The organism is Kitasatospora sp. NPDC004614 (genome assembly GCF_042873675.1).
Taxonomy (GTDB): Bacteria; Actinomycetota; Actinomycetes; order Streptomycetales; family Streptomycetaceae; genus Kitasatospora.
The window spans coordinates 263,222-285,531 of record NZ_JBIALR010000008.1; the positions used below are offsets into that span (position 1 = coordinate 263,222).

The 22,310-nt window shown below is 71.9% G+C and carries 22 protein-coding genes; 9 read left to right on the forward strand and 13 right to left on the reverse strand.

Annotated features, from left to right (window positions below):
• Window positions 1–9 precede the first annotated feature (9 nt).
• Window positions 10–738, forward strand: a complete 729-nt coding sequence (locus ACFYST_RS19660) for an LON peptidase substrate-binding domain-containing protein (RefSeq protein ID WP_387863931.1) — start codon at window positions 10–12, stop codon at window positions 736–738.
• 14 nt (window positions 739–752) lie between these two features.
• Complete coding sequence (ybaK, locus tag ACFYST_RS19665; protein WP_387863933.1) at window positions 753–1,307, forward strand: Cys-tRNA(Pro) deacylase; 555 nt, start codon at window positions 753–755, stop codon at window positions 1,305–1,307.
• Window positions 1,308–1,383: 76 nt separating this feature from the next.
• Here the strand turns inward: ybaK and ACFYST_RS19670 are convergent, their stop codons facing one another.
• The 4 genes from ACFYST_RS19670 to ACFYST_RS19685 all read right to left on the reverse strand — a co-directional run bounded on the left by ACFYST_RS19670 (window position 1,384) and on the right by ACFYST_RS19685 (window position 5,094).
• On the reverse strand, window positions 1,384–2,004 hold the full coding sequence (locus ACFYST_RS19670; RefSeq protein ID WP_387645881.1) for a hypothetical protein: 621 nt from the start codon (window positions 2,002–2,004) through the stop codon (window positions 1,384–1,386).
• 69 nt (window positions 2,005–2,073) lie between these two features.
• Window positions 2,074–2,874: an ABC transporter permease gene (locus ACFYST_RS19675; RefSeq protein ID WP_387645883.1), complete on the reverse strand. Its 801-nt coding sequence runs from the start codon at window positions 2,872–2,874 to the stop codon at window positions 2,074–2,076.
• A complete protein-coding gene (locus ACFYST_RS19680; protein WP_387863935.1) occupies window positions 2,871–3,836 on the reverse strand; it encodes an ABC transporter ATP-binding protein in 966 nt (321 codons plus the stop codon). Before ACFYST_RS19680 ends, ACFYST_RS19675 begins: the two co-directional genes overlap by 4 nt.
• 73 nt (window positions 3,837–3,909) lie before the next feature.
• Window positions 3,910–5,094: an NYN domain-containing protein gene (locus ACFYST_RS19685; RefSeq protein WP_387863937.1), complete on the reverse strand. Its 1,185-nt coding sequence runs from the start codon at window positions 5,092–5,094 to the stop codon at window positions 3,910–3,912.
• Between the two features lie 180 nt (window positions 5,095–5,274).
• Between ACFYST_RS19685 and ACFYST_RS19690 the strand changes: the two genes are divergently transcribed.
• On the forward strand, window positions 5,275–6,030 hold the full coding sequence (locus ACFYST_RS19690) for a hypothetical protein (RefSeq protein WP_387645890.1): 756 nt from the start codon (window positions 5,275–5,277) through the stop codon (window positions 6,028–6,030).
• Window positions 6,031–6,081: 51 nt separating this feature from the next.
• On the opposite strand, the gene ACFYST_RS19695 is transcribed toward ACFYST_RS19690, so the two are convergent.
• Together ACFYST_RS19695 and ACFYST_RS19700 are read right to left on the reverse strand one after the other, a co-directional pair.
• Window positions 6,082–7,110 carry an aspartate-semialdehyde dehydrogenase gene (locus tag ACFYST_RS19695; protein ID WP_387863939.1) on the reverse strand — a complete coding sequence of 343 codons (1,029 nt, stop codon included), beginning with the start codon at window positions 7,108–7,110 and terminating at the stop codon, window positions 6,082–6,084.
• A gap of 148 nt (window positions 7,111–7,258) precedes the next feature.
• Complete coding sequence (locus ACFYST_RS19700; protein WP_387645896.1) at window positions 7,259–8,128, reverse strand: dihydrodipicolinate synthase family protein; 870 nt, start codon at window positions 8,126–8,128, stop codon at window positions 7,259–7,261.
• 29 nt (window positions 8,129–8,157) lie between these two features.
• On the opposite strand from ACFYST_RS19700, the gene ACFYST_RS19705 reads away from it, so the two are divergent.
• Window positions 8,158–9,042, forward strand: a complete 885-nt coding sequence (locus tag ACFYST_RS19705; RefSeq protein ID WP_387863941.1) for a LysR substrate-binding domain-containing protein — start codon at window positions 8,158–8,160, stop codon at window positions 9,040–9,042.
• Window positions 9,043–9,094: 52 nt separating this feature from the next.
• Here ACFYST_RS19705 and ACFYST_RS19710 read toward each other — a convergent pair whose 3' ends face one another.
• Window positions 9,095–9,946 (reverse strand): alpha/beta fold hydrolase, encoded by an 852-nt coding sequence (locus ACFYST_RS19710; RefSeq protein ID WP_387645900.1) that lies wholly within the window; start codon window positions 9,944–9,946, stop codon window positions 9,095–9,097.
• Window positions 9,947–10,005: 59 nt separating this feature from the next.
• Here ACFYST_RS19710 and ACFYST_RS19715 point away from each other — a divergent pair, with 59 nt between their 5' ends.
• The 3 genes from ACFYST_RS19715 to ACFYST_RS19725 all read left to right on the forward strand — a co-directional run bounded on the left by ACFYST_RS19715 (window position 10,006) and on the right by ACFYST_RS19725 (window position 11,733).
• The gene (locus ACFYST_RS19715; protein WP_387863943.1) at window positions 10,006–10,461 is read left to right on the forward strand and encodes a MarR family winged helix-turn-helix transcriptional regulator; all 456 of its coding nucleotides are present in this window, start codon (window positions 10,006–10,008) and stop codon (window positions 10,459–10,461) included.
• Between the two features lie 21 nt (window positions 10,462–10,482).
• Window positions 10,483–10,932, forward strand: a complete 450-nt coding sequence (locus ACFYST_RS19720; protein ID WP_387863946.1) for a type II toxin-antitoxin system PemK/MazF family toxin — start codon at window positions 10,483–10,485, stop codon at window positions 10,930–10,932.
• Window positions 10,933–11,022: 90 nt separating this feature from the next.
• A complete protein-coding gene (locus ACFYST_RS19725) occupies window positions 11,023–11,733 on the forward strand; it encodes an RDD family protein (RefSeq protein WP_387645907.1) in 711 nt (236 codons plus the stop codon).
• A 66-nt stretch (window positions 11,734–11,799) separates the two neighbouring features.
• On the opposite strand, the gene dnaE is transcribed toward ACFYST_RS19725, so the two are convergent.
• The gene (gene dnaE, locus ACFYST_RS19730) at window positions 11,800–15,333 is read right to left on the reverse strand and encodes a DNA polymerase III subunit alpha (protein WP_387645909.1); all 3,534 of its coding nucleotides are present in this window, start codon (window positions 15,331–15,333) and stop codon (window positions 11,800–11,802) included.
• A 267-nt stretch (window positions 15,334–15,600) separates the two neighbouring features.
• On the opposite strand from dnaE, the gene ACFYST_RS19735 reads away from it, so the two are divergent.
• Together ACFYST_RS19735 and ACFYST_RS19740 are read left to right on the forward strand one after the other, a co-directional pair.
• Window positions 15,601–16,422 carry a hypothetical protein gene (locus ACFYST_RS19735; protein ID WP_387863948.1) on the forward strand — a complete coding sequence of 274 codons (822 nt, stop codon included), beginning with the start codon at window positions 15,601–15,603 and terminating at the stop codon, window positions 16,420–16,422.
• A 39-nt stretch (window positions 16,423–16,461) separates the two neighbouring features.
• Window positions 16,462–17,556, forward strand: a complete 1,095-nt coding sequence (locus tag ACFYST_RS19740; protein ID WP_387863950.1) for a winged helix DNA-binding domain-containing protein — start codon at window positions 16,462–16,464, stop codon at window positions 17,554–17,556.
• Window positions 17,557–17,563: 7 nt separating this feature from the next.
• Here ACFYST_RS19740 and ACFYST_RS19745 read toward each other — a convergent pair whose 3' ends face one another.
• The 5 genes from ACFYST_RS19745 to ACFYST_RS19765 all read right to left on the reverse strand — a co-directional run bounded on the left by ACFYST_RS19745 (window position 17,564) and on the right by ACFYST_RS19765 (window position 22,155).
• The gene (locus ACFYST_RS19745; protein WP_387645917.1) at window positions 17,564–18,187 is read right to left on the reverse strand and encodes a dienelactone hydrolase family protein; all 624 of its coding nucleotides are present in this window, start codon (window positions 18,185–18,187) and stop codon (window positions 17,564–17,566) included.
• Between the two features lie 109 nt (window positions 18,188–18,296).
• Window positions 18,297–20,561: a M9 family metallopeptidase gene (locus ACFYST_RS19750; protein WP_387863951.1), complete on the reverse strand. Its 2,265-nt coding sequence runs from the start codon at window positions 20,559–20,561 to the stop codon at window positions 18,297–18,299.
• A gap of 175 nt (window positions 20,562–20,736) precedes the next feature.
• Window positions 20,737–21,099, reverse strand: coding sequence for a DUF4180 domain-containing protein (locus ACFYST_RS19755; protein WP_387863953.1), 363 nt, complete (start codon window positions 21,097–21,099; stop codon window positions 20,737–20,739).
• Window positions 21,096–21,512, reverse strand: coding sequence for a helix-turn-helix domain-containing protein (locus ACFYST_RS19760; RefSeq protein WP_387645922.1), 417 nt, complete (start codon window positions 21,510–21,512; stop codon window positions 21,096–21,098). The genes ACFYST_RS19755 and ACFYST_RS19760 overlap by 4 nt, the downstream gene beginning before the upstream one ends.
• A gap of 64 nt (window positions 21,513–21,576) precedes the next feature.
• Window positions 21,577–22,155 (reverse strand): hypothetical protein, encoded by a 579-nt coding sequence (locus ACFYST_RS19765; RefSeq protein WP_387863955.1) that lies wholly within the window; start codon window positions 22,153–22,155, stop codon window positions 21,577–21,579.
• Between the last annotated feature and the right edge of the window lie 155 nt (window positions 22,156–22,310).

A 22,310-nucleotide genomic window follows, 5' to 3' on the forward strand; every position in this document is an offset into this window, starting at 1 on the left:
CTGTCCGCCGTGACTGATCGGCTCCCGCTCTTCCCGCTCAACACCGTCCTGTACCCGGGACTGGTGTTGCCCCTGCACGTCTTCGAGGAGCGCTACCGCCGGCTGGTCGCCGACCTGCAGAAGCTGCCCGAGGACGAGCCGCGCCGCTTCGGCGTGATCGCCCTCCGGGACGGTCGCGAGGTCGCTCCGGTCCGCGAACTCGACGAGCCCGCAGGCCCGTTGGACGGCATCGGCGCCCCCGGCGAGGACCCGCTGGACGCCCTCCACCCGGTCGGCTGCGTCGCCGACGTCGCCTCCGTCCGCGACCAGCCCGAGGGCCGCTACGAACTCCTCGTCACCGGCACCACCCGGTTCCGGCTCCGCGCGATCGACGCCACCGGCCCCTACCTCGTCGGCGACGTCTCCGTGCTGCCCGAACAGCCCGGCGAGGGCTCCGGCGCACTCGCCGCCGGCGTCGAACGCGCCTTCCGCACCTACCAGAAACGACTGGCCGGCGCCCGCGAAGCCACCCTCAACGGCGAACCCGAACTCCCCGACGACCCGCAGGTGCTCTCCTACCTGGTCGCCGCCGCCACCACCCTGCCGGTGGCCGTCAAGCAGGAACTCCTCGCCTGCCCCGACACCGCGCAGCGCCTCACCCGCGAACTCGAACTGCTCCGCCAGGAGAGCGCGGTGATCGCCAAACTCCCGTCCCTGCCCGCCACCGACCTCACCCGCCAGGCGTTCAGCCCGAACTGAGGACACCCCCGCCCATGCCCAAGAAGAAGACCGCCGGCGGCACCCCCGCGACCGTCGCCCTCGACACCGCCGCGGTCCCGTTCACCGTCCACGAGTACGCCCACGACCCCGCCGCGAGCTCCTACGGCGCGGAGGCCGCCGAAGTCCTCGGCGTGCCGCCGGCCCGCGTCTTCAAGACCCTCCTCGCCGAGACCGACGGCGCCCTCGCCGTAGCCGTCGTCCCCGTCTCCGGCCAACTCGACCTCAAGGCCCTCGCCACCGCGCTCGGCGCGAAACGCGCCACCATGGCCGACCCCACCGCCGCCGAACGCTCCACCGGCTACGTCCTCGGCGGCATCTCCCCGCTCGGCCAGCGCAAGAAGCTCCGCACCGTCATCGACACCACCGCCCTGACCCACCCCACGATCTACGTCTCCGCAGGCAAGCGCGGCATGGAAATCGAACTCGCCCCGGCGGACCTGATCCGCCTCACCAACGCGGTCACTTGGGCGATCAGGCGAAATCAGGGGCGCGAGGAACTGCGCGAAGGGGAACGCACCCAACCGCAAGATCGCGACGCAGGACAATGACCTGCACGTGATCGCGACCTTGCGGACGTGACTTGCGCTTGTCGCGCAGTTCCCCGCGCCCCTGTCCTCGCACCCGCTACTGCTGCGCCCAGTACGGCGGCCGGTCCGGCTCCCGCTTGCCGAACGTCGCCGACAGCGCCAGCAGCACGATCGTCGCCGTCATCGGCCACACCAGCAACGCCCCGTGCGCCGTGAGCTCCAGCGGCCCGTCGAACGTGCCGCCGTTGCCGACGGCCAGCGCGTGCGCCCGCAGGTCCGTCGTGGGGCCGAGCCGAGTGCCGAGCTGCCAGCCGATGACCGAGCCGAGGAGGCCGCCGACGGTGAGGCCGACGGCGACGGCGATGCCGCCGCCGCGGGCGCGGGTCCAGAGGAAGGCGCCGAGGGCGGTGGCGACGCCGAGGGCGAGGCCGAGGAGGGAGAAGACGCCGACGGCGGCGATCTGGGCTTCGCCTTCGGGATCGCGGTAGAGGATCCGGTTGTCCTGGACCTCGAACCCGATCCGGGGGGCGAGCCAGAGCCAGAGCAGGCCGAGCACGACGCCGAGGACCGCTCCGGCGACAGCGATGATCGCTCCGATCCGCAGTTCGGGGCCGACCGGTGGCCGCTCGACGGGGGCGGGCGGCTGGTGCGGGTGGGGCGGGGCGAACGGGTCCGCCCCGGGCGGCGTGTTACCCGCAGGTGTGTTCGGTACGGTCACGGCCCCATCGTCCCACGGCCGCCCCCGCCGCTGTCGATCTCCCGGCGGTGCAAGTTCCCCGGGGAGGAGCTAGCGGGCGGCCCGCCGGTACGCCCAGGTGGCGAGCGTCAGCGAGCCGAGGCCGACCGCGCCGCAGACGCCGAGGTCGAGCAGGACGCGGGCCCAGTCGGGGTGCGGGGCGAAGGTGAGGGCGAAGGCGTCGACGCCGTAGCTGGAGGGCAGCAGGTCGCGCAGCCACTGCACCGGGACGGGCAGCCGGGAGGCCGGCAGGACGCCCAGCAGCAGCGCCGCGGACATGCCCAACTGCCCGGCGAGGGTGGCGAGTTCCTGGCGGGGGGCGAGCAGCCCGAGCGCCGCGCCGAGTCCGGCGAGCGCGGCGCCGGCCAGCGGGATCACCGCGAACAGGATCCACAGCCGGCCCATCGGCAGCCCGAACATCCAGCTGCCGGCGGCGGCGGTGACGAACACGCCGGGCACGGTGAAGGAGGCGTACGCGGCGGCCGTGCCGAGCACCACGGAGGCGGGCGGGACGGGCAGCGTCGCGTAGTGGTCGAGGCCGCCGGTGTGGCGGAGCCGGCCGAAGTACTGGGCGAGCAGGTTGAGTGCCACGAAGGCGACGACCAGGACGGCGGAGCCGGCCACCACGGCGTGCGCGGAGGGATTGTCGCCGGGGTCGACGACGCCACGCATCATCACCAGGATGCCGATGGACTGGAAGGTCGCGACGAACAGCAGCGGGATCCGGGAGACCTTGGCGCGGGCCAGCTGGGCGCGGTAGACGGCGGCCAGCGCCGGCAGCAGCCGGGCGGCGGGGGCCAGCGGGGCGGCCTGCCCGGTGCCGGTGTCGGCGGGGGCGTCGAGCAGGGTCATCGGGTGAGTCCTTCGTGCCGGCCGCCGAGTCGGAGGTAGGCGTCCTCCAGGGTGGGGGTGGCGAGGGTGAAGTCGTCGAGGGCGGCGAAGGCGGGGCCGGTGGTGACGGCGGCGACCAGTTCGCGGGCCTCGTCGGGGGTGGTGCGCAGGGTCCAGCGGCGGCCGGTGCGCTCGGCGCGTTCGGCGAGCGCGGCGACGGCGGGGACGCCGGTGGGGGCGTCGTGGCGCCACACCAGGTCGAGTCGGACGTGGCCGTCGACCAGGGCCTTGAGGCCGCCGGGGGTGTCGCAGGCGATGACCTTGCCGCCGTCGATCACGGCGACCCGGTCGAGCACGGTCTCGGCCTCGATGACGTTGTGGGTGACCAGCAGCACGGTGGTGCCGCGCTCGGCGCGGCGGCGGTCGACGGCGCTCCAGACGGCGCGGCGGGCGACCGGGTCCATGCCGGTGGTGGGCTCGTCCAGCACCAGCAGCGGGCGTTCGCCGACCAGGGTGGCGGCGAAGCAGGCGAGGCGGCGCTGGCCGCCGGAGAGCTTGGCGAGCGGGCGGTGGGCGAGCGGTTCGAGGCCGAGTTCGGTGATCACGTCGGCGGTCTCGGCGCGGGCGGCGGCGCGGGACAGGCCGCGCAGCCGGCCGGTGGTCTCGGCGGCGAGGGCGACGGTGAGCTCGTCGAGGGCGGTGGATTCCTGGCCGAGGTAGCCGAGCAGCCGGGCGGCCCGTTCGGGGTGACGGACGATGTCGTGGCCGAGCAGCTCGATGGTGCCGGCGTCGGGGCGGAGCAGGCCGGTGAGCTGGCGGACCAGGGTGGACTTGCCGGCGCCGTTGGGTCCGAGCAGCCCGAAGATCTCGCCGCGCCGGACGGCGAGATCGATGCCGTCGTTGGCCCGGACCTCGGTGCCGCCCGCCCGATAGGTCTTGACCAGGCCGCTGACGGTGCAGCAGCCCTGAGGTGCCTTGCTCACGACGGAAGACTCTACGCGCCGCGGGGGACGTTCCGGGCATGCGGGTCACACCGAAAGCAGCCGTCGGCGGTGGTCAGCTGTCCTCCAGTGCCTCCGCGGGACGCCGGGTGTCGGGGACGCGGGCGGCCAGTTCCTTCCAGAAGCCTTCCCGGATCGCGTACCTGTCCTGCTCGTCGATCTGGTCCTCCTTGTGCGCGAGCAGGCCGAACCGGGCGGCGTAGCGCAGCAGTTCGCCGTCGAGGCGGTGCGGGATCCGCGGGTGCTCGGTCCACAGCAGGGCGGGGCGGTCGGTGGTGGCGAGGCGGTCGAGCCAGCGGCGGGCGAAGACCTGGCCGACCTCCTGGGGGTCGCCGCCGACGCTGGTGATGTCCTCCTCGCGGTCGGCCCAGCGCTGGGCGGCGGTGGTGAGGCGGTCCAGGGTGGGCAGGGTGTCGGCGGCGCCGGTGGTGTCGGTGCGCTCCAGCCAGCCGCGGTCGGAGGACCAGCGCAGCACCGGCCCGCCGAGCGCGGCGGCCGGCGGTACGGGCACGGGTGCGAGGACGGGGGCGCGGCCGGCCAGGTCCTTGGGGGTGGGGATGACCCGTAACGGGGCAGTCCGCCCGCTGGGGACGGCCGCGGCGGCGGGGGCGGTGGCGCGCGGGCGGGGCGGGGTGGGCAGCACGGCGACCGGCGCGACGACGGGGGTGACGACAGCGGGTTCGGTGGCGGCCTCCCGGGGGCGGGCCCAGCGTTCGATCCAGGCGCGGTCGAGCACCCGGCGTTCGTCGGCCTCGCCGACGAGTTCCTCGGACTGGTTGAAGTCGCCGTCGGCGGCCTCCAGCGCCCACAGGTGGACGGCCACGCCGTGCTCCTTGGCGGAGGCGACGCCGGGCAGCAGGTCGCCGTCGCCGGTGACCAGCACCACGTCTGCGCAGGCGTGGTTGCGGGCGAGTTCGCTGAGTTCGGCGTGCATCGCGGCGTCCACGCCCTTCTGCACCCAGCGCCCCTCCGCGCGGGTGAGCGCGCCGAGCCGGACGGTGACCCGGGGCAGCACTCTGAGGCGCCGGTGTTCGGGCGCGGGTCTGCGGTCGATGGCGGCGTCGAACCAGTAGATCCGCAGCAGCGGCAGCCCGGTCTCCTCCTCGGCGCGTTCACGCAGCGCGCCGATCAGCACCGGGTGGTCGACGGCGATCCGGGACCGGCCGGGTTCTCCCGCGAGCAGGCTGGCGGCGGCGCCCAGCAGGTAGCCCGCGTCGACCAGGACGACGCAGCGGTCCATCTGGCACCTCCTCCTCGGCCCGGCGCCGCGGCGGTGGGGACGCCGCCCGGCGGTCCGGCCCACCGTTGCGCACACCTTTCCCCTTCGTTCGCTCGGTGAACCGCGTCGAACGGTTCGGCTCGCGACCCTGGATACTGGGACACCGTGCGGAAGAGTGCAGTGGCATTGTGCGGAGTGGCGGTGATCGGAGCGGTCGCCATCGTCCTGGTGCCCTCGACCGTTCCGGAGACCTCCCAGGGGGACACCTCGCTGGTCTCGGTGGTGGTCAACGGCGGCCGCACGGTCGAGCTCGGCCCGACCGAGACCCGGACCTTCCCGGTGGAGGTGACGGCGACGGACCGTTCCGGCATCCGCACTGTCGATCCGATAGGTCTGTGGGGCCCGAACTACGCGACCCTCAAGGTCGGCCCGATGAGCTGCGTCCCGCTGGACGCCACCGGCACGGTGAGCCGCTGCACGGGCGAGGCGACGGCCTCGGCGACCTCCCGGGTGCTGTTCGACGACCAGGCCGGCACCTGGTTCGTGGACCTGCGGATCCAGGCCAACGACGGCGACCGCTACGTGTCGAAGTCGGCGGGCGGTTTCTCGCTGAAGCGGACGGCGCAGTTCGACCAGGCGTCCTGCCCCACGACGGCGGTCGACGGCCAGAGCATCCAGCTGCAGGCGCGGCTCCGGCGCACCATGTGGGACGAGGGCGGCTACATTCCGCAGCGCGGCACGACGGTGTACCTGCAGTTCCGCCCGACCGGCTCGGACAACTGGTCCACGCTGACGGCGACCAACAGCAACGCCGAGGGCATGGTGTCGATACGACTCGAGGCCAGCATGTCGGGCACGTACCAGTGGTACACGGCGGGCGACAAGTGGACGGGATCGGCGACCTCGGCGGAGCTGCCGATCACCGTCACCCCGAAGCAGGCGCACCCCGGGCAGTGAGCGCGAAGGGGCGCCGGGGAGGTTCCCCGGCGCCCCTGGTGGCTCTGCCGATCAGCCGCGCAGTTCGGCGGCGACCAGTTCGGCGATCTGCACCGCGTTGAGCGCGGCACCCTTGCGCAGGTTGTCGTTGGACAGGAACAGCGACAGGCCGTTGTCGACGGTCTCGTCCACCCGGATCCGGCCGACGTAGCTCGGGTCCTGGCCGGCGGCCTGCAGCGGGGTGGGGATGTCGGTGAGGACGACGCCCGGGGCGTCGGCCAGCAGCTCGGTGGCGCGCTCGGGGCTGAGCGGGCGGGCGAAGCGGGCGTTGACCTGGAGCGAGTGGCCGGTGAAGACCGGGACGCGCACGCAGGTGCCGGAGACCTTCAGCTCGGGGATGCCGAGGATCTTGCGGCTCTCGTGGCGGAGCTTCTGCTCCTCGTCGGTCTCGTTGCTGCCGTCGTCCACCAGCGCGCCGGCGAACGGCAGCACGTTGAACGCGATCGGACGCTTGTAGACGCCCGGCGCGGGGAACTCGACGGCCGCGCCGTCGTGCACCAGCGCGGTGGCGTCGTCGACGACCTTGCGGGCCTGCTCGTGCAGCTCGGAGACGCCGGCCAGGCCGGAGCCGGAGACCGCCTGGTAGGTGGAGACCACCAGCGAGACCAGCTCGGACTCGCCGTGCAGCGGCCGCAGCACGGGCATCGCGGCCATCGTGGTGCAGTTCGGGTTGGCGATGATGCCCTTGGGGCGCTCGGCGATCGCCTCGGGGTTGACCTCGGCGACGACCAGCGGGACCTCGGGGTCGCGGCGCCAGGCGGAGGAGTTGTCGATGACGACGGCTCCGGCCTCGGCGACCTTCGGGGCGAGGGCCTTGGAGGTGGACCCGCCGGCGGAGAAGATCACGATGTCGAGACCGCGGTAGTCGGCCGTGGTGGCGTCCTCGACGGTGACCTCGGTGTCCTTCCAGGGCAGCGTGCGCCCGGCCGAGCGGGCCGAGGCGAACAGCCGCAGCTGCTCAACCGGAAAGTTGCGCTCCGCCAGGATCTCGCGGACCACGCCGCCGACCTGACCGGTGGCTCCTACGATGCCGACCTTCATCCGAGTCTCCTCCTCCTACGTTGTGCAAAGCCATCATGCCTTGTCAGAGCGGGTGCGCGCGGGGGCGTCCCAAGGCGTGAACGCCTGCCGTCCGAGGCGGCAATCCCTTTCGTCGGGGCGCCCGCGGGCCGCAAATTCTGCGCGGATCTCAGCCGTGCGCGAGCAGCGGCAGCCGCACCGCCGGGGTGGGGATGCGCCCGGCGCGGTGCAGCAGCGCCTTGAGCGCGGTCGGGTTGGGCCCGGCGAACGCGGCCCGGGACACCTCGGCCAGCTCCGCGCCGAGCTTGCGGGCCAGCGGCACGTCTCCGTCCGCCCAGGCCCGGTGCAGGGCGACGAAACGGGCGGTCTCCAGGTGTGCGGAGGCCAGGATGCCGCCGTCGGCGCCGAGCGCGAGCAGCGGGGACAGGAACAGGTCGTCGCCGACCAGCACCCCGCGCGGTTCGGCGCCCAGCAGCGCGACGGCCTGCTCGTCGATCCCGCCGGGGGCGTACTTGAGGCCCGCGACCTGCGGCAGCGCCAGCAGTTCCAGCAGCGTGGCGGCGCCGAGCGGCTGCCCGGTGCGGTACGGGATGTGGTAGATCACCAGCGGCACGGGGCTGGTGGCGGCCAGTTCCCGGAAGTGCGCGAGCACCCCGGCCTCGCCGGGACGGACGAACGCCGGGACGGCGACCAGTGCCGCGTCCGCCCGCCCGTCCAGCCGGGCCAGCGCCTCGGCGGTGCGCGCGGTGCCGCCGTGCCCGGCGCCGACCGTCAGCACGGCCCCGTACTCGGTGGTGACGCGCCGGCACAGTTCGACCACCGCGTCCTGTTCGGCGTCGGTGAGGGATCCGGGTTCGCCGGTGGTGCCGAGGGCGACCAGTCCGGCGGCGCCGGCGTCCAGGCTGTCGCGGGCCAGCTGCTCCAGCGCGTCCAGGGCGAGGGCGCCGTCAGCGGTGAACGGAGTGACCAGCGGGACGTGAATGCCGTGGAGTTCCATGGGGGAAGCGTGCCGGGCGCCGACCGTGCGGGTCCAGTTCACATTTCCGATGCTTCTCGTAAGCTGAGCCGATGCTCGATGTGCGACGACTGCGGCTGCTGCGCGAACTGGCCCACCTGGGGACGATCGCGGCGGTGGCGGACGCCCTGGCGTTCAGTCCTTCGGCGGTGTCCCAGCAGCTGTCGGTGCTGGAACGGGAGGCCGGGGTGCCGCTGCTGGAGCGCACCGGGCGGCGGGTGGCGCTGACCCCCGCCGGGCGGAACCTGGTGCGGCACACCGAGGCGGTGCTGGAGCTGCTGGAGCGGGCGGACGCCGAACTGGCGCACGCCCGCCGCGGCCTGGCCGGCCCGCTGCGGATCGGCGCCTACCCGTCCGCGGTGCGCGCCCTGGTCCCCGCCGCACTGGCCGAACTGGCCGCCCGGCACCCCGAGTTGGAGGCCATGGTCAGCGAGGTGGACCCGGCCGCGGTGGCGGCGGCGCTGCGCGCGGGCGAACTGGACCTGGCGCTGGTGCACGAGTACGACCTGGTGCCGGCCGAACCGGAGGAGGGCATCGCGCTGACCGGCCCGGTGTTCGCCGAGCCGATGTACCTGGCGGCCCGCAGCGCCGGCACCCTCGCCGACCACCAGCACAGCCCGTGGATCACCGCCCCGCCCGGCACCCTCTGCCACGAACTGACCGAACGCGCCTGCCAGGCCGCCGGGTTCAGCCCCCGGGTCCGGCACCGGGTGGACGACTTCGCGGCCCAGCTCGCCCTGGTGGCGGCCGGCCAGGGCGTGGCCCTGGTCCCCCACCTGGGCACCGGCCACTGCCCCCCGAACGTCACCCTGACCCGCCTGCCGATCTACCGCCGCACCCGCACCGCCTTCCGCGCGGGCGCTGCCGCCCATCCCGCCGTGGCCGCCTTCGCGGCGGCCCTGCACACGGCGGTCCCGGCCGAACTGCGCGCCGCCTGACGCCCGTTCGGCCCGTTCGATCAATTCAGCACCCTCAGCCCGTTCAGCCCGTTCAGCCCGCGAACTCCCGGATCAGCCGCCAGACTTCGGCGGGCCGCTCCTCCTGCATGAAGTGCCCGCCGCCCTCGACCAGCCCGGTGCTGAGCGCCCGCACCCCGGCCGCCCGCAGGCCGGCGGCGTACGCGTCGAGGTCGACGGGTTCGCGGGTGCCGCGCAGGTAGAGCAGCGGGGTGTCGACGGGCCCGGCGGCGGCGGATTCGGCGTTGTCGCGGGCGTCCTGCCCGAAGGCCCGGTAGAGGTCGAACCCGGCGGTGAGCTGCCCGGGTTCGCGGTAGGCGGCGGCCTGGTCGGCGCGCGATTCGGGGGTGATCCGGTCGGGGTCGGCGGACAGCACCCGGTAGAAGTACGCGAAGTAGGCCTCCTGCCGGCCGTCGACCAGCGTCTCGGGCAGGTCGGGGACGGCGTGCAGGCCGAAGTGCCAGATGTACGGGTTGCCCAGCACCTGCTCCCAGGGCGCGACGCCGGGCAGCACGGTGTTCATCACCACCACCCGGTCGACGGCGTCGAAGGCCCGCAGGTAGGCGTACGCGGCCATGCCGCCGGCGTCGTGGCCGACCAACGTGGTTCCGGTGAGGCCGAGTTGGCCGATCAGCGCGTGTACGGCGGCGGCGATCCGCCGCTTGGAGCCGCCGACGCCGCCGGTGGAGCGGCCGATGCCGGGCAGGTCGACGGCGAGCAGGCGGGCCTCGTCGCCGGCCGCGGCCATCACGCCCTGCCAGGTGCGGGAGGACTCGGGCCAGCCGTGCAGCAGCAGGAAGGGGCGGCCGTCGGGGTCGCCGGATTCCACGACGTGCAGGGAGAGTTCACCAACGGGCACCTGATGGCGCCTCAGTTCGATCGACATGCGACATGTCTACCAAAAGACATGGATCATGTCGATGACCGGTCGTCTAGGCTGGCCACATGAACGACGACCGCCCGGGCTACGAGCGCGGGACCGGCTTCCTGCTGGCCCGGCTCGGCTCGCTCACCGCCCGCTCCTGGACGGCCTTCCTCGGCGAACACCGGCTGACCCAGGCCCAGTACGGCGTGCTGGTCGCGCTCGGGCAGCACGGCCCGGTCGGCCAGGGCCGGCTGGCCGAACTGGTGGCGGTGGACGCCCGCAACCTGGTGTCGGTGCTGGACGGCCTGACCGGCCGCCACCTCGTGGAGCGCCGCCCGCACGACACCGACGGCCGCCGCCGGGTGGTCGCGCTGACCGCCGAGGGGCGGGCGCTGGTGGACGGCCTGGCCACCGCGGCCGCCACCGAGCAGGACCGCTTCCTCGCCGCTCTCCCCGCCACCGACCGGGCCCGGCTGAACCGGCTGCTGCAACGCCTCTACGCCGCCCACCTGTCGCAGCCGGACGCGGGGGCTTGAAGCGGTCGGTAGCCTTCCGCCATGCATGAGTTGAACGAGCAGAAGGAACAGCCCGGCCGGTTCGGCACCGGGGCCACGCTGGAGACAGCGGCCGAGCGGATCGGTTCGGTGCACACCACCTACGCGCCGGACCCCGACGGCGACCCGGACCCGGGCGAGATCGTCTGGACCTGGGTGCCGTTCGAGGAGAACGACGGCCGCGGCAAGGACCGCCCGGTGCTGGTGGTGGCCCGGGAGCGCTCCGGCACCCTGCTGACGGTGATGCTGTCCAGCAAGGGCCACGACAACGACCCGGACTGGGTGCCGCTCGGCGCCGGCCCGTGGGACCGCAGCGGCCGGGACTCCTGGGTGGCGCTGGACCGGGTGTTCCGGGTGCACGACGGCGGAATGCGGCGCGAGGCGTGCGCCCTCGACCGGGCCCGTTTCCAGCTGGTGGTCGACTCGTTGAGGCACCGTTACGGCTGGCACTGAGTAACGATTGTCGGATCGTCTTCCATCGCTCGCCCCGAACCGGGTACAACGGCACCAGCAACTCCCAACAGTTGACCTGGAGTCGGACGCATGAGCAGCAACACTCCTCCTGGCTACGGGCCGCAGGACCCGTACGGCCAGAACCCGTACGGCCAGAACCCGTACGGTCAGCAGCCGCCTCCGGCCAACGGCGGCTACGGCACCCCGCCCCCGCCTCCCCCGCCGCCGCCGGGCTACGGCGAGCAGCAGCCCGGGTACGGCGCCCCGCAGGGCTACGGACAGCAGCCGGGTTACGGGCAGCAGCCCGGCTACGGCGCCCCGCAGGCCCAGTGGCCGGGCTGGCTCGCCCCGCCGCTGCCGCCCGGCGTCCCGCCGACCCCGGGGACCCGCACCCTGGCCACCCCGGTGGACCGGTTCGTGGCGCGCCTGATCGACGGCCTGATCGTCGGCCTCCCCGTCGGCGTCGTGGCCTCCGTGACCTTCGGCCCGCTCACCATCGGGTACTTCGCGCTGCTGGCGATCGCCTACGTCGTCTACGACGGCGTCATGATGACCACTCAGCACTGCCAGACCGTCGGCAAGAAGGCCATGAAGCTCCGGGTGGTCAGCGTCGCCACCGGCGCGCGGCCGACCGACAACGAGCTGTGGACCCGGGCCGGTGTCTGGGGCGGCCCGTACATCGTCCCGTACATCGGCAGCCTGGCGGTGCTGGTCAACGGCCTCTCGCAGCTGTGGGACAAGCCGCTGCAGCAGACCTTCCACGACAAGGCCGCCAAGACCGTGGTGGTCAAGGAGAGCTGATCCGGCGTCAACGGCGAAGAGCCCCTGCGGAGTCGGAACTCCGCAGGGGCTCTTCGCCTGCCGGTGTCAGCTGGCCAGGCAGCTCGGCCCGAGCAGCTGCTTCAGGTCGCCGAACAGCGCGGGGTCGGACTTCACCCGGTGCCGGTCGAGGCGCAGCACCACGGTCCTGGTCCGCCCGCGCAGGTGGACGTGGACCTCGGTGGAGCCCTTGTGGTGGGTGAGCACCTCGCCGAGTCGGCTGACGATCGGCGGGGTGAGCTTGTTCTCCGGCACGGTGATCACGATCGGCAGCTGGGCGCCGACGTTGGACAGGTCGGGCACCGTGAGTTCCATGCCCATCAGGCGCGGTACGTCCTCCCGCTTGTCGAGCTTGCCGCGCACGAACACCACGGCGTCCTCGACGAGTTGGGAGGAGACCAGCTGGTAGCTGGCGGGGAAGAACATGCAATCGATGGAGCCGGCCAGGTCCTCGACGGTGGCGATCGCCCAGGCGTTGCCCTGCTTGGTCATCTTCCGCTGGAGGCCGGAGATGATGCCGCCGATGGTGACGATGGTGCCGTCGGGGCGTTCGGCGAGGTCGGCGACCGCGCAGTCGGCCTTGTCGGCGAGCACGTGCTCGATGCCGTGCAGGGGGTGCGAGGAGACGTACAGGCCGAGCATCTCGCGCTCCTGGGTGAGCAGGAAGGACTTCTCCCACTCCTCCTCGGAGAACACCACGTCCAGGCCGAAGCTCGGCTCGTCGGAGACGCTGTCGCCGCCGAACAGGTCGAACTGGCCCTCGGCCTCCTTGCGCTTGATCGAGACCACGTTGTCGATCATCGGCTCGAACTGGGCGGTCAGGCCCTTGCGGGTGTGCCCGAGCGAGTCGAAGGAGCCGGCCTTGATCAGCGATTCGACGGTGCGCTTGTTGCAGACCACCGCCTCGACCTTGTCCAGGAAGTCCGGGAACGAGGTGTACTTCCCCTTGGCCTTCCGGGTGCGGATCATCGACTCCACCACCGGGCCGCCGACGTTGCGGATGGCGGTCAGGCCGAACCGGACGGTGTCGCTGCCGTGCGGGGTGAAGTCGGCGTCGGACTCGTTGACGTCCGGCGGGAGCACCTGGATGCCCATCTTGCGGCACTCGTTGAGGTAGACCGCGGACTTGTCCTTGTCGTCCTTGACCGAGGTGAGCAGGCCGGACATGTACTCGGCCGGGTAGTTGGCCTTGAGGTAGGCGGTCCAGTAGGAGACCAGTCCGTAGCCGGCGGTGTGGGCTTTGTTGAAGGCGTAGCCGGAGAACGGGACGAGGACGTCCCACACGGCCTGGATCGCGGCGTCCGAGTAGCCGTGTTCGCGGCAGCCCTTCTGGAAGGGAACGAACTCGGCCTCCAGGATCTCCTTCTTCTTCTTGCCCATGGCCCGGCGCAGCAGGTCGGCCTGGCCGAGCGAGTAGCCGGCCAGGATCTGCGCGGCCTTCTGCACCTGCTCCTGGTAGACGATCAGGCCGTAGGTCGGCTTGAGGATCTCCTCCAGGGGCTTCTCCAGCTCCGGGTGGATCGGGGTGATGTCCTGCTGGCCGTTCTTGCGCAGCGCGTAGTTGGTGTGCGAGTTGACGCCCATCGGGCCCGGGCGGTACAGCGCGAGGACGGCGGAGATGTCTTCGAAGTTGTCGGGCTTCATCAGGCGCAGCAGCGAGCGCATGGGGCCGCCGTCGAGCTGGAAGACGCCGAGCGTGTCGCCGCGGGCGAGCAGTTCGTAGGTGGGCTTGTCGTCGAGCGGCAGATCGAGCAGCTCGATCTTGATGCCCTTGTTCTTCTCGATCGCCTTGACGGCGTCGTCCATGATCGTCAGGTTGCGCAGGCCGAGGAAGTCCATCTTGAGAAGGCCGAGGCCCTCACAGGTGGGGTAGTCGAACTGCGTGATGGTGACGCCGTCGGTGTGCCGGGTCCAGACCGGGATGTGGTCGGTCAGCGGCTCGGCGGACATGATGACGCCGGCGGCGTGCACGCCGGGCTGGCGGATCAGGCCCTCGATGCCGCGCGCGGTGTCGATGACCTTCTTGACGTCCGGGTCGCTCTCGTACAGGCCGCGGATCTCGCCCGCCTCGCCGTAGCGGGGGTGCGAGCTGTCGGTGATGCCGGAGAGCGGGATGCCCTTGCCCATGACGTCCGGCGGCATCGCCTTGGTGATCCGGTCGCCCATCGCGTACGGGTAGCCGAGGACGCGCGAGGAGTCCTTGATGGCGGCCTTCGCCTTGATGGTGCCGTACGTGACGATCATGGCGACCTTGTCGGAGCCCCACTTCTCCGTCACGTAGCGGATCACGTCACCGCGCCGGCGCTCGTCGAAGTCGATGTCGACGTCGGGCATGGAGATGCGCTCGGGGTTGAGGAAGCGCTCGAAGATCAGGCCGTGCGGGATCGGGTCGAGGTCGGTGATGCCCATCGCGTAGGCGACCAGCGAGCCGGCCGCGGAGCCACGGCCGGGGCCGACCGCGATGCCCTGACTCTTGGCCCACATGATGAAGTCGGCGACCACGAGGAAGTACGCCGGGAACCCCATCTGGATGATGGTGTCCATCTCGTACTCGGCGAGCTTCTTGTGCTCGTCGTCGTAGCCGCCCGGGAAGCGCCAGTCCATGCCTTCCCAGACCTTGGACTTGAAGAAGTCCGCCTCGGACTCGAAGCCCTCCGGGATCGGGAACCGCGGCATCAGGTTCTTGAACTTGAACATGCCCTCGGTGTCGACCCGGGAGGCGACCAGCAGCTGGCTGTTGCGGCAGCCCTCCTGCCAGATGTCCGAGGAGTCGAGGCCGTACATCTCGGCGGCCGACTTGATGTAGTAGCCGGTGCCGTCGAACCGGAAGCGGTCCGGGTCGGAGAGGTTCTTGCCGGTCTGGACGCAGAGCAGCAGGTCGTGCGCGCCGGCGTCGGCCTCGGTGGTGTAGTGCGAGTCGTTGGTGACCACCGGCGGGATGTTCAGCTTCCTGGAGATCTCCAGGAGGCCGTCACGGACCCGCTTCTCGATGTCGAGGCCGTGGTCCATCAGCTCCAGGAAGTAGTTCTCCTTGCCGAAGATGTCCTGGTACTCGGCGGCCGACTTGAGCGCCTCGTCGAACTGGCCGAGCCGCAGCCGGGTCTGCACCACGCCGGACGGGCAGCCGGTGGTGGCCATCAGGCCCTCGGCGTGCTCGGCGATGATCTCCTTGTCCATCCGGGGCCACTTCACCAGCCAGCCCTCCGCGTACGAGCGGGAGGTCAGCTTGAAGAGGTTGTGCAGGCCCTCCTTGTTGCGGGCCCAGATGGTCTTGTGGGTGTAGGCACCGGACGCCGAGACGTCGTCCTTCTTCTGGTGCGGCTGGCCCCACAGGATGCGCTTGGTGTTCGAGCGGGACTCCGGCGCCACGTACGCCTCGATGCCGATCACCGGGGTGATGCCGGCGGCGGTGGCCTGCTTGTGGAACTCGGCGGCGCCGTACATGTTGCCGTGGTCGGTCATCGCGACGTGGGTCTGGCCCAGCCGCTCGACCTCCTTGAAGAGCTGCTTCAGCCGGGCGGCGCCGTCCAGCATCGAGTACTCGGTGTGGACGTGCAGGTGCGCGTACGGCTGGTCGCTCAAGGCGGGGCCTCCGGGGTACTGAGGGGTACTGAGGGGGTACTGCGGGGGTACTGCGGGGGCTGAAACACGTAAGGCCCGAGCCACCACCTGGGCTCGGACCACGGCTTCCGGGATCGCGGATCCGAGTCTAGTCCCCCTCCGGACGTTGAAGCGCTAACCTCCGACCACCACACGGTTACGGGAGGGGACCCTGCCATGGCCTTCGCACCATCGCCTCTGCCCGCTGCCCGGCCGGCCGTCCGCGGCCTGCCGGGAATCGGCGTGCTCATGTTGTTGCAGCTCATCAGCCTGCTCGGCATCCTCGGCTACGACCTGGCGCAGGGCGACGGCCTGTCGTACCTGCCGACGGCGCTCGGCTTCTCGTACAAGCACATCGTGCCGGCCCCGGTCGGTTTCTTCGGCTGGAGCACCGCGTACCTGCTGGCGACGGCCGCCGTCGTGTTCGGCGCGTTCGCGGGCGGCCGCTGGGTGCGCGGCGCGGCGATACCGCTGACCGCCGTCAACGCGTACCTCTCGCTGAACGAGCTGGTCATCCTGTTCACCGGGGACAACGCCGGCAGCGAGTACGTGTACAAGCCGTTCGGGCACCTGCTGCTGACCCTGACCCTGCCGCTGAACCTGCTGATCGCCCTGGCCGTCACCGTGGTGGTGGCCGCCACCCGCACCCCGGGCACCGCGCCGCTGCACCCGCAGCCGGGCTTCGGCCACCCGGGCGCCGTTCCCGGCCCGTGGGGCGGCGCGGCCGCGGGGCCGGTTCCGCAACCGCCCTTCCCCCACCCGCACGCACCGCGGCCCGGGCTGCCGCAGCCGCCCGCCGGCGACCCCGGCGCCGCGTACGCCTACCCCCCGGCACCGGCCGCCCCGCCCGCCGGTGCGCCCGGCTATCCCCCGGCACCGCCCGCGCCGCCCGCCGGTGCGCCCGGCTATCCCCCGGCCCCGCCCGCCCCGCCGCACTTCACACACCAGCCGCACCACTCGCACCAGCCCGCCCCCGCCCCCGGTCCCGTCACCGGCGGCGAGTCGCAGCCCCACCACTCGCACCAGGACCACTCTCACCACCAGCCGCCGCCCACCCCTCCGATGTCCTGACCGACTGTTAGCTTGGGCGTCGCCGAGAGGAGCCCGACGATGCCCACCGCCGTCCGAACGCTGACCGCCCGCGAGTTGACGGTCGGCTACTTCGAACGCCAACTACTGGACCGCGCCCAGCCGTTGCCCGCCGTCGAGGCGGCGCGCCGGCTGGCCGCGCTGCAGGCGCAGTACTCGCCGTCGCCGCACCTCGCGCTGTGGTCCCGGCTGCCCGGCTTCACCACCGGGCAGCTGGACGCGGCGCTGCTGGACGGCAGCGTGGTGAAGGCGACGCTGATGCGCGGCACCCTGCACCTGGTGCCGGGCGAGGACTACGGCCACCTGGCCGCCGCCTGGCGCCGCCAGTGGCTCACCGACCTGCGCGGCCGGCACCGGGACGCGGGCCTGGATGAGGACGAACTCACCGCCTCGCTGCGGGAGTTCGCCACCGTGGCACGCTCCGCCGAGGAGCTGCGCGGCCACCTGGCCGAGGCGTCGAAGGAGCGGATCCGGCCCGAGGACCTGCTGCACTACGCCCGCGCCCTGGCCCCACTGGTGCACGTCGCCCCGTCCGGGCACTGGCGGGCCCACGGCAAGCCCCGATTCGTGCTGTGGCAGGGCGAGTTGCCGCCCGAGCCGGAGGCCACGGCCCGGCTGGTGCGCCGCTACCTGGCCGGGTACGGACCGGCCTCGCGCGCCGACATCGCGCACTTCAGCGGGCTGAGGCTGCGGCAGATCGACCTGGCGCTGGCCGAACTCGGCGAGCTGGTCCGCTACCGGGACGAGGCCGGCCGGGAGCTGCTCGACCTCCAGGACGCCCCGCCGGTCCCCGACCCGGGCCGCGAACTGCCGGTCCGCTTCCTGCCGAAGTGGGACGCGGCGCTGCTCTCGCACGCCGACCGGACCAGGATGCTGCCCGCCGACATCCACCGGCAGGTGTACCGGGCGGTGAACGGCACCCTGCTGGCCTCCTACCTGGTGGACGGCCGGGTGGCAGGCACCTGGGCGCACGAGGCGAAGCGCGGCGCGGCCGTGCTGACGCTCACCCCGCTCGTCCCGCACGGGCAGCGGGCCGAGCTGGCGGCCGAGGGCGAGCGCCTGTTGGAGTTCCTGGAGCCCGACGCGGCCACTCGCACGGTCCGGTTCTCCGGCTGACGGCCGGTCAGCCCTGCGAGTCGGCCTCCGCGGTGTCCTCGGCCTCGGCCTCCGCGTCCAGCTCGGCGAGGAACGCCAGCGCGGCCGCCCAGGTCCGCTCGTCGGCCTCGGCGTCGTAGTCCGGCAGTTCGGCGTCGGTGTACAGGTGCCCGGCGCCCCGGTAGCGGTGCACCTCGACGTCGGCGCCGGCCCGGGTCATCTGCAGGTACCAGGTGTTCAGCCAGTCCTCGGACTCGTACGCGTCCGGCTCGGCCACGTGCAGCTGCACCGCGATGCCGGTGGCCGCGTCCTCGCGCAGGTCGGAGGTGCCGTGCAGGAGCAGCAGCCCGCGGGCCTGCTCGTCGGCGAGGGCCAGGTTCTGCGCCAGCGATCCGCCGAGCGAGAACCCGGCGTACACCAGGCCGTGCTTCGCGGGCAGCAGCGGGGCGACGGCGGTGACGGCGCGGCGCAGCAGTTCGTCGTTGCCGATCTCGTCGCGGTACGCCATGCCCTCCTCGGCCTCGTCGAAGGTGCGGCCCTGGTACAGGTCGGGGGTGTGCACGGTGTGCCCGGCCTCGCGCAGCCGGTCGGCGGCCCGGTGCACGGCGGGGCGCAGGCCGTACGCGGAGTGGAACAGGACGATCTCGGCCACGGGTGGCTCCTCAGTGCTCGGGTGCTCGACCGTCCATGATCTCCCATCCGGGAACGCGACGGGGCCCGGCCCACCGCTGGGTGGGCCGGGCCGCTCGTGCCGAGCGCGGTCAGTACGAGGTGCTGACCGCGGCTCCGCTGAACGCCTGCTGGCCGTACAGGCTGATGTAGTTGTACCCGGCGGGCGGGTTGGTGATGGTCAGCGTCTCGTTGTTGCCGCTGCCGGTGGACTTGGCGGTGTACGAGCCGGTGGTGGCCCAGTTGCTGCCGTTGTAGTACAGGTCGGCGTTGCCGGTGCCACCGGAGGTGGTGATGGTGAGGCTGGTGGTGCCGGCCGGCACCCACAGGTAGAAGTACGCGTAGTTCTGGACGGTGGCGGCGACGTTGGAGCGGCCGCAGTTCTTGTCGAGCTGCCGGGTGTCGGAGCCGGTGCACTCGGGGACGCTCGGCACGGCCGGACCGCAGTTGCCGGTGTTGCAGGCGGTCAGCCAGTTGTTGAAGTCGGCGTCGTAGCGGGTGCCGATGGTGGTCTTCAGGATCGTCCGGGCGCCGGCCCAGTCACCGGTGCGGTACTTGGCGAGCACGGCGTCCATGTCGGCGCGGTGCGACTGGAGCATGTAACGGACCGCCAGGTAGCCCCAGTTGTAGACCCTGGTCTGGTCGGCGTTGTTGTAGGTGGTGTCGAACAGGGTGGACAGCGCGTAGGTGTGCTGCCCGGCCTGGTTGATCGCGTCGGTGTACTCGACACCCCGGTAGCCGTAGGAGATGTACTCGGCGAAGCCCTCGACCCACCAGACGGTCGGGGTGGTCATGCCGGCGTCGAAGTCGCCGTACATGTCGAACCGGCCGTCGAGGTAGTGGGTGTACTCGTGGTTGAGGTTCCAGATCTCGAAGGCCGGGCGCGCCCAGTCGGCCTCGTAGGCGATGAACCGCGGCTGGTTGCCGACCGTGGCCGGCTTGCCTTCCAGGTACATGCCGCCGTTGTCGGTGGACATGTCGAAGATGGTGCCGGCGTAGGTCTGGTAGTCGTTGCGCGAGTGGAACACCACCACCTCGATGGTGGTGTTGTTGTCGTCCGCGACCGCGCCGTTGTCCCGGACCACGCCGTGGAAGTACGCGTCCTGGCCCTTCAGGCTGCTGCACGTGGTGGCCAGCTGGTCCGCCGTCAGCGCCTGGGCGACGATCTTGATGCTGGGGCTGCAGGTGTAGTTGACCGTCAGCACGGCCGCCTTCAGCCGGTTCGCCAGGTCGCAGGTGCCGTAGTAGGCGCAGTTGGCCTTGTCGTAGGCGTCCGTCATCTCCGCCAGGACCGCCCACATCGTCCCGGTCCGCCCGGTGATCGAGGTCTGGTCCAGCAGGCTCTTCATCAGCGGCCGGACCTTGGCCTGCATCGCCGGGTACTTCAGGAACCGGCCCAGTTCACGGCCCGAGTTGGAGACCAGAAAGTCCTTGGTCCCGCCGAGCAGGGCGTTGTTGCGGGTGGCGAACGCCTGCAGGGTGTCGAGCACGCTCGGATCGGCCTGCACGGCGGGCAGGAAGTCGCTGTTCTGGTGGCCGCGCCAGAGCACCGTGTACACGTTGTTGACGGCGTTGACCATGTACCAGGAGCTGTCGTAGCTGCTGTTGTAGCCGTTCAGCAGCCGCTTGACGACCGACAGGTAGCGGGCGTTCTCGGCCGCGCTGTCGATCAGGGTGACGGCCTCGCCCAGCGTGGCGCCGTTGGCATCGGTCACGTCCTGCGAGTGCGGGGCGGCGAAGAAGGCGTCCAGGCCGCCCTCGATCGCGGACTTCAGGTTGGCGCCGTACGGGCCGACCACGTCCGCGTTGTACCACTGCACGTAGTACCCGGCCCGCAGGTACAGCACGATCTGGGTGGCCGAAGTGGAGTCGTCACCCGGGTAGTTGACGGAGACGTCGCGCAGCGCGTTGGCCACGCTCACCATCTGCGCCTCGTTGAACGCCAGCTTCGCGTCGTTGCCCTTGAGCAGGAACAGCGAGTTCACGCAGTCCACGGTGGCGGACTTGATCTGGGCGACCAGCGCGCCGCCGGTCTTCCCGGTGAAGTCGGACGCGTTGCACGCGGCCGCTGCCGCGAGGGACTTCGCCTGCTGCGGCTCGCCCTTCACGCTCAGCGGCGGCCGCTTGCTGGCGTCCGACCGCACGTCGTGGTCGGCGTCCTTGCGGCGCTCGGCCGCCTCGGTGCTGCGCGGCGCCGACTTCGACGCCTTCGCGGGCCGCTCGCCGGTGGGAGCGGTGGGGGTGGCCGCCCGGGCGCCCGGCACGAAGGCGGCGAGGAAGCCGAGGGTCAGGCAGAAGGAAAGCAGCAGGCTCCACGTTCGCGCGGGGGACGCGAACGGTATCCGGAAGGTTCGCACGTGGGGGCCTCCGGGCCGATATGACGCCGCGTGTTGGGGGCGCGGCGGAGGGGGAATGCGCCGTCGAGACCAGCTCGACGACTGGGGGTGACATGTACAATTGCACATGTCACCTCACGCGGGAACCCCTCGGGGCCGGATCAACTGGCCTACATAACCCCGGAGTTGACGCCTCTCAGCCGGCCAGCCGGCCCGCCAGCTCCTCCACGTCGGAGACGAACCACAGCTGCAACCCGCGATTGCTCTCCCGCACGAAATCCCGCAGGGCGTCCGACCGCTCCACGTGCGGTGCGACGTCCCCCACCACCGCGAGACCCATCCGGTACTGGGCGAACTTCTGCACCACCCCGCCCGCCACCCCACTGCGCAGCCGGAAGAACTCCTCCGCGAACCGCTCCACCGGCACCGCCACCCAGGACGCCCCCTGGTAGTACGCGTTCCCCAGCAGGTCCACCGCGTCCTGCTCACCGGCGACCGGCGCGCCCTCCGCCCCGCACACCATCACCTGGACCCCGCCCAGCTCCCGAACCACCGTCATCGCACGTCTCCCGTCAGATCCTCGATCAACCCGAGCACATCCCCCACCCGCCGCGGCGGCCCCAGCACCACGAACCGCAACCCGCCCCGCGCCTCGTCCCGCACCGCCTGCACCCACAACGGCCGCGACTCCCCCGACGACCAGGCCGACGCCGCCGCGAGCACCGCCGTCACCAGCCGATCCGCGTCCCCGCGCCCCACCCCGTCCACCTGCACCACGGCCGAAACCTCCGCCCGCGAGGGGCCCACCACCTCGGCACCCCCGGTGAACGCCTCCACCTCCGCCCGCGCGATCCGGTACTGCTTCCCGATCCGCACCGCCTTCAGCTTCCCGTCCCGCACATAGCCCCGGACGGTCTTCACATGCAGCCCCAACAGCTCGGCCACATCCTCGACGGAGTAGAACTCCTGCACGCCGCATCCTTCCCCATCGTTCCCCATTTGCCAATCCGATAGGGAAGAATACGGCAGCACGCTGCTACCAGCCCATCTCCACCGGCCCGATCCCCCGCAGCCCGACCTGCCGGGCCAGCCACTCGGCGCGCTCCACGTCGCCCGACCGGAAGTGGATGAAGACCGTGTGATCCGCCGCCGGCACGTCAGCGGTCACATCCCGGCTGTTGATGGCGATCTGCAAGCACGCGTCCTTGTTCCGCATCCCCAGCCCGAGCTCCGGAACCGCCGGCCAGCTGAACCAGTCCCACTCGATCCACCCCGCCCCGGCCCCGACCACCCCGAGGAACGCCTCCTCGATCGACCCGACCGGACAGTCGTCCAGATAAAACCTGAGCGGAAGCATCCCCGCCACCCGCGGGTCCCCCGCCACCACCATGGCCCGCGTCTCGTCACTGGACTCGGGCCCCTCGTCCGGAATGATCACGCCCTCGGGGAACGCGGCAACCAGGCGCTCCGCCTCCGCCACCGCCAGCACCTGCCCGAACGCACTGACCCGGAAGCCGTCCATGGGGACGACCAGGCCCAGCAGGCGCCGAACCGCCCGATAGGCGTCCGACAGGTCACAGGTGCGCAGAACAGGCAGAACGTTCGAAGTGCTCATGGCGCAGCAGCCTCGCAGACGCGGCCGCCCCCACTCACCCGATTTCCGACTCCACACGAACTAGTACTGCAACGGTGCTTACAGTGACGGTCGTTGGGTTCGCTCGTTGGGCAGTTCATGGATGGGGAGATATCCGAGATCGATGCTCGTCGGTG

What these genes read in the sequence shown, in the direction of transcription:
- ACFYST_RS19675 (WP_387645883.1), bottom strand. Translation starts at nt 2,874, where the DNA reads ATGACCCTGCTCGACGCCCCCGCCGACACCGGCACCGGGCAGGCCGCC.
- ACFYST_RS19695 (WP_387863939.1), bottom strand. Translation starts at nt 7,110, where the DNA reads ATGAAGGTCGGCATCGTAGGAGCCACCGGTCAGGTCGGCGGCGTGGTC.
- ACFYST_RS19705 (WP_387863941.1), top strand. Translation starts at nt 8,158, where the DNA reads ATGCTCGATGTGCGACGACTGCGGCTGCTGCGCGAACTGGCCCACCTG.
- ACFYST_RS19720 (WP_387863946.1), top strand. Translation starts at nt 10,483, where the DNA reads ATGCATGAGTTGAACGAGCAGAAGGAACAGCCCGGCCGGTTCGGCACC.
- ACFYST_RS19735 (WP_387863948.1), top strand. Translation starts at nt 15,601, where the DNA reads ATGTTGTTGCAGCTCATCAGCCTGCTCGGCATCCTCGGCTACGACCTG.
- ACFYST_RS19765 (WP_387863955.1), bottom strand. Translation starts at nt 22,155, where the DNA reads ATGAGCACTTCGAACGTTCTGCCTGTTCTGCGCACCTGTGACCTGTCG.
- ACFYST_RS19710 (WP_387645900.1), bottom strand. Translation starts at nt 9,946, where the DNA reads ATGTCGATCGAACTGAGGCGCCATCAGGTGCCCGTTGGTGAACTCTCC.
- ybaK (WP_387863933.1), top strand. Translation starts at nt 753, where the DNA reads ATGCCCAAGAAGAAGACCGCCGGCGGCACCCCCGCGACCGTCGCCCTC.
- ACFYST_RS19740 (WP_387863950.1), top strand. Translation starts at nt 16,462, where the DNA reads ATGCCCACCGCCGTCCGAACGCTGACCGCCCGCGAGTTGACGGTCGGC.
- ACFYST_RS19685 (WP_387863937.1), bottom strand. Translation starts at nt 5,094, where the DNA reads ATGGACCGCTGCGTCGTCCTGGTCGACGCGGGCTACCTGCTGGGCGCC.
- ACFYST_RS19715 (WP_387863943.1), top strand. Translation starts at nt 10,006, where the DNA reads ATGAACGACGACCGCCCGGGCTACGAGCGCGGGACCGGCTTCCTGCTG.
- ACFYST_RS19725 (WP_387645907.1), top strand. Translation starts at nt 11,023, where the DNA reads ATGAGCAGCAACACTCCTCCTGGCTACGGGCCGCAGGACCCGTACGGC.
- ACFYST_RS19755 (WP_387863953.1), bottom strand. Translation starts at nt 21,099, where the DNA reads ATGACGGTGGTTCGGGAGCTGGGCGGGGTCCAGGTGATGGTGTGCGGG.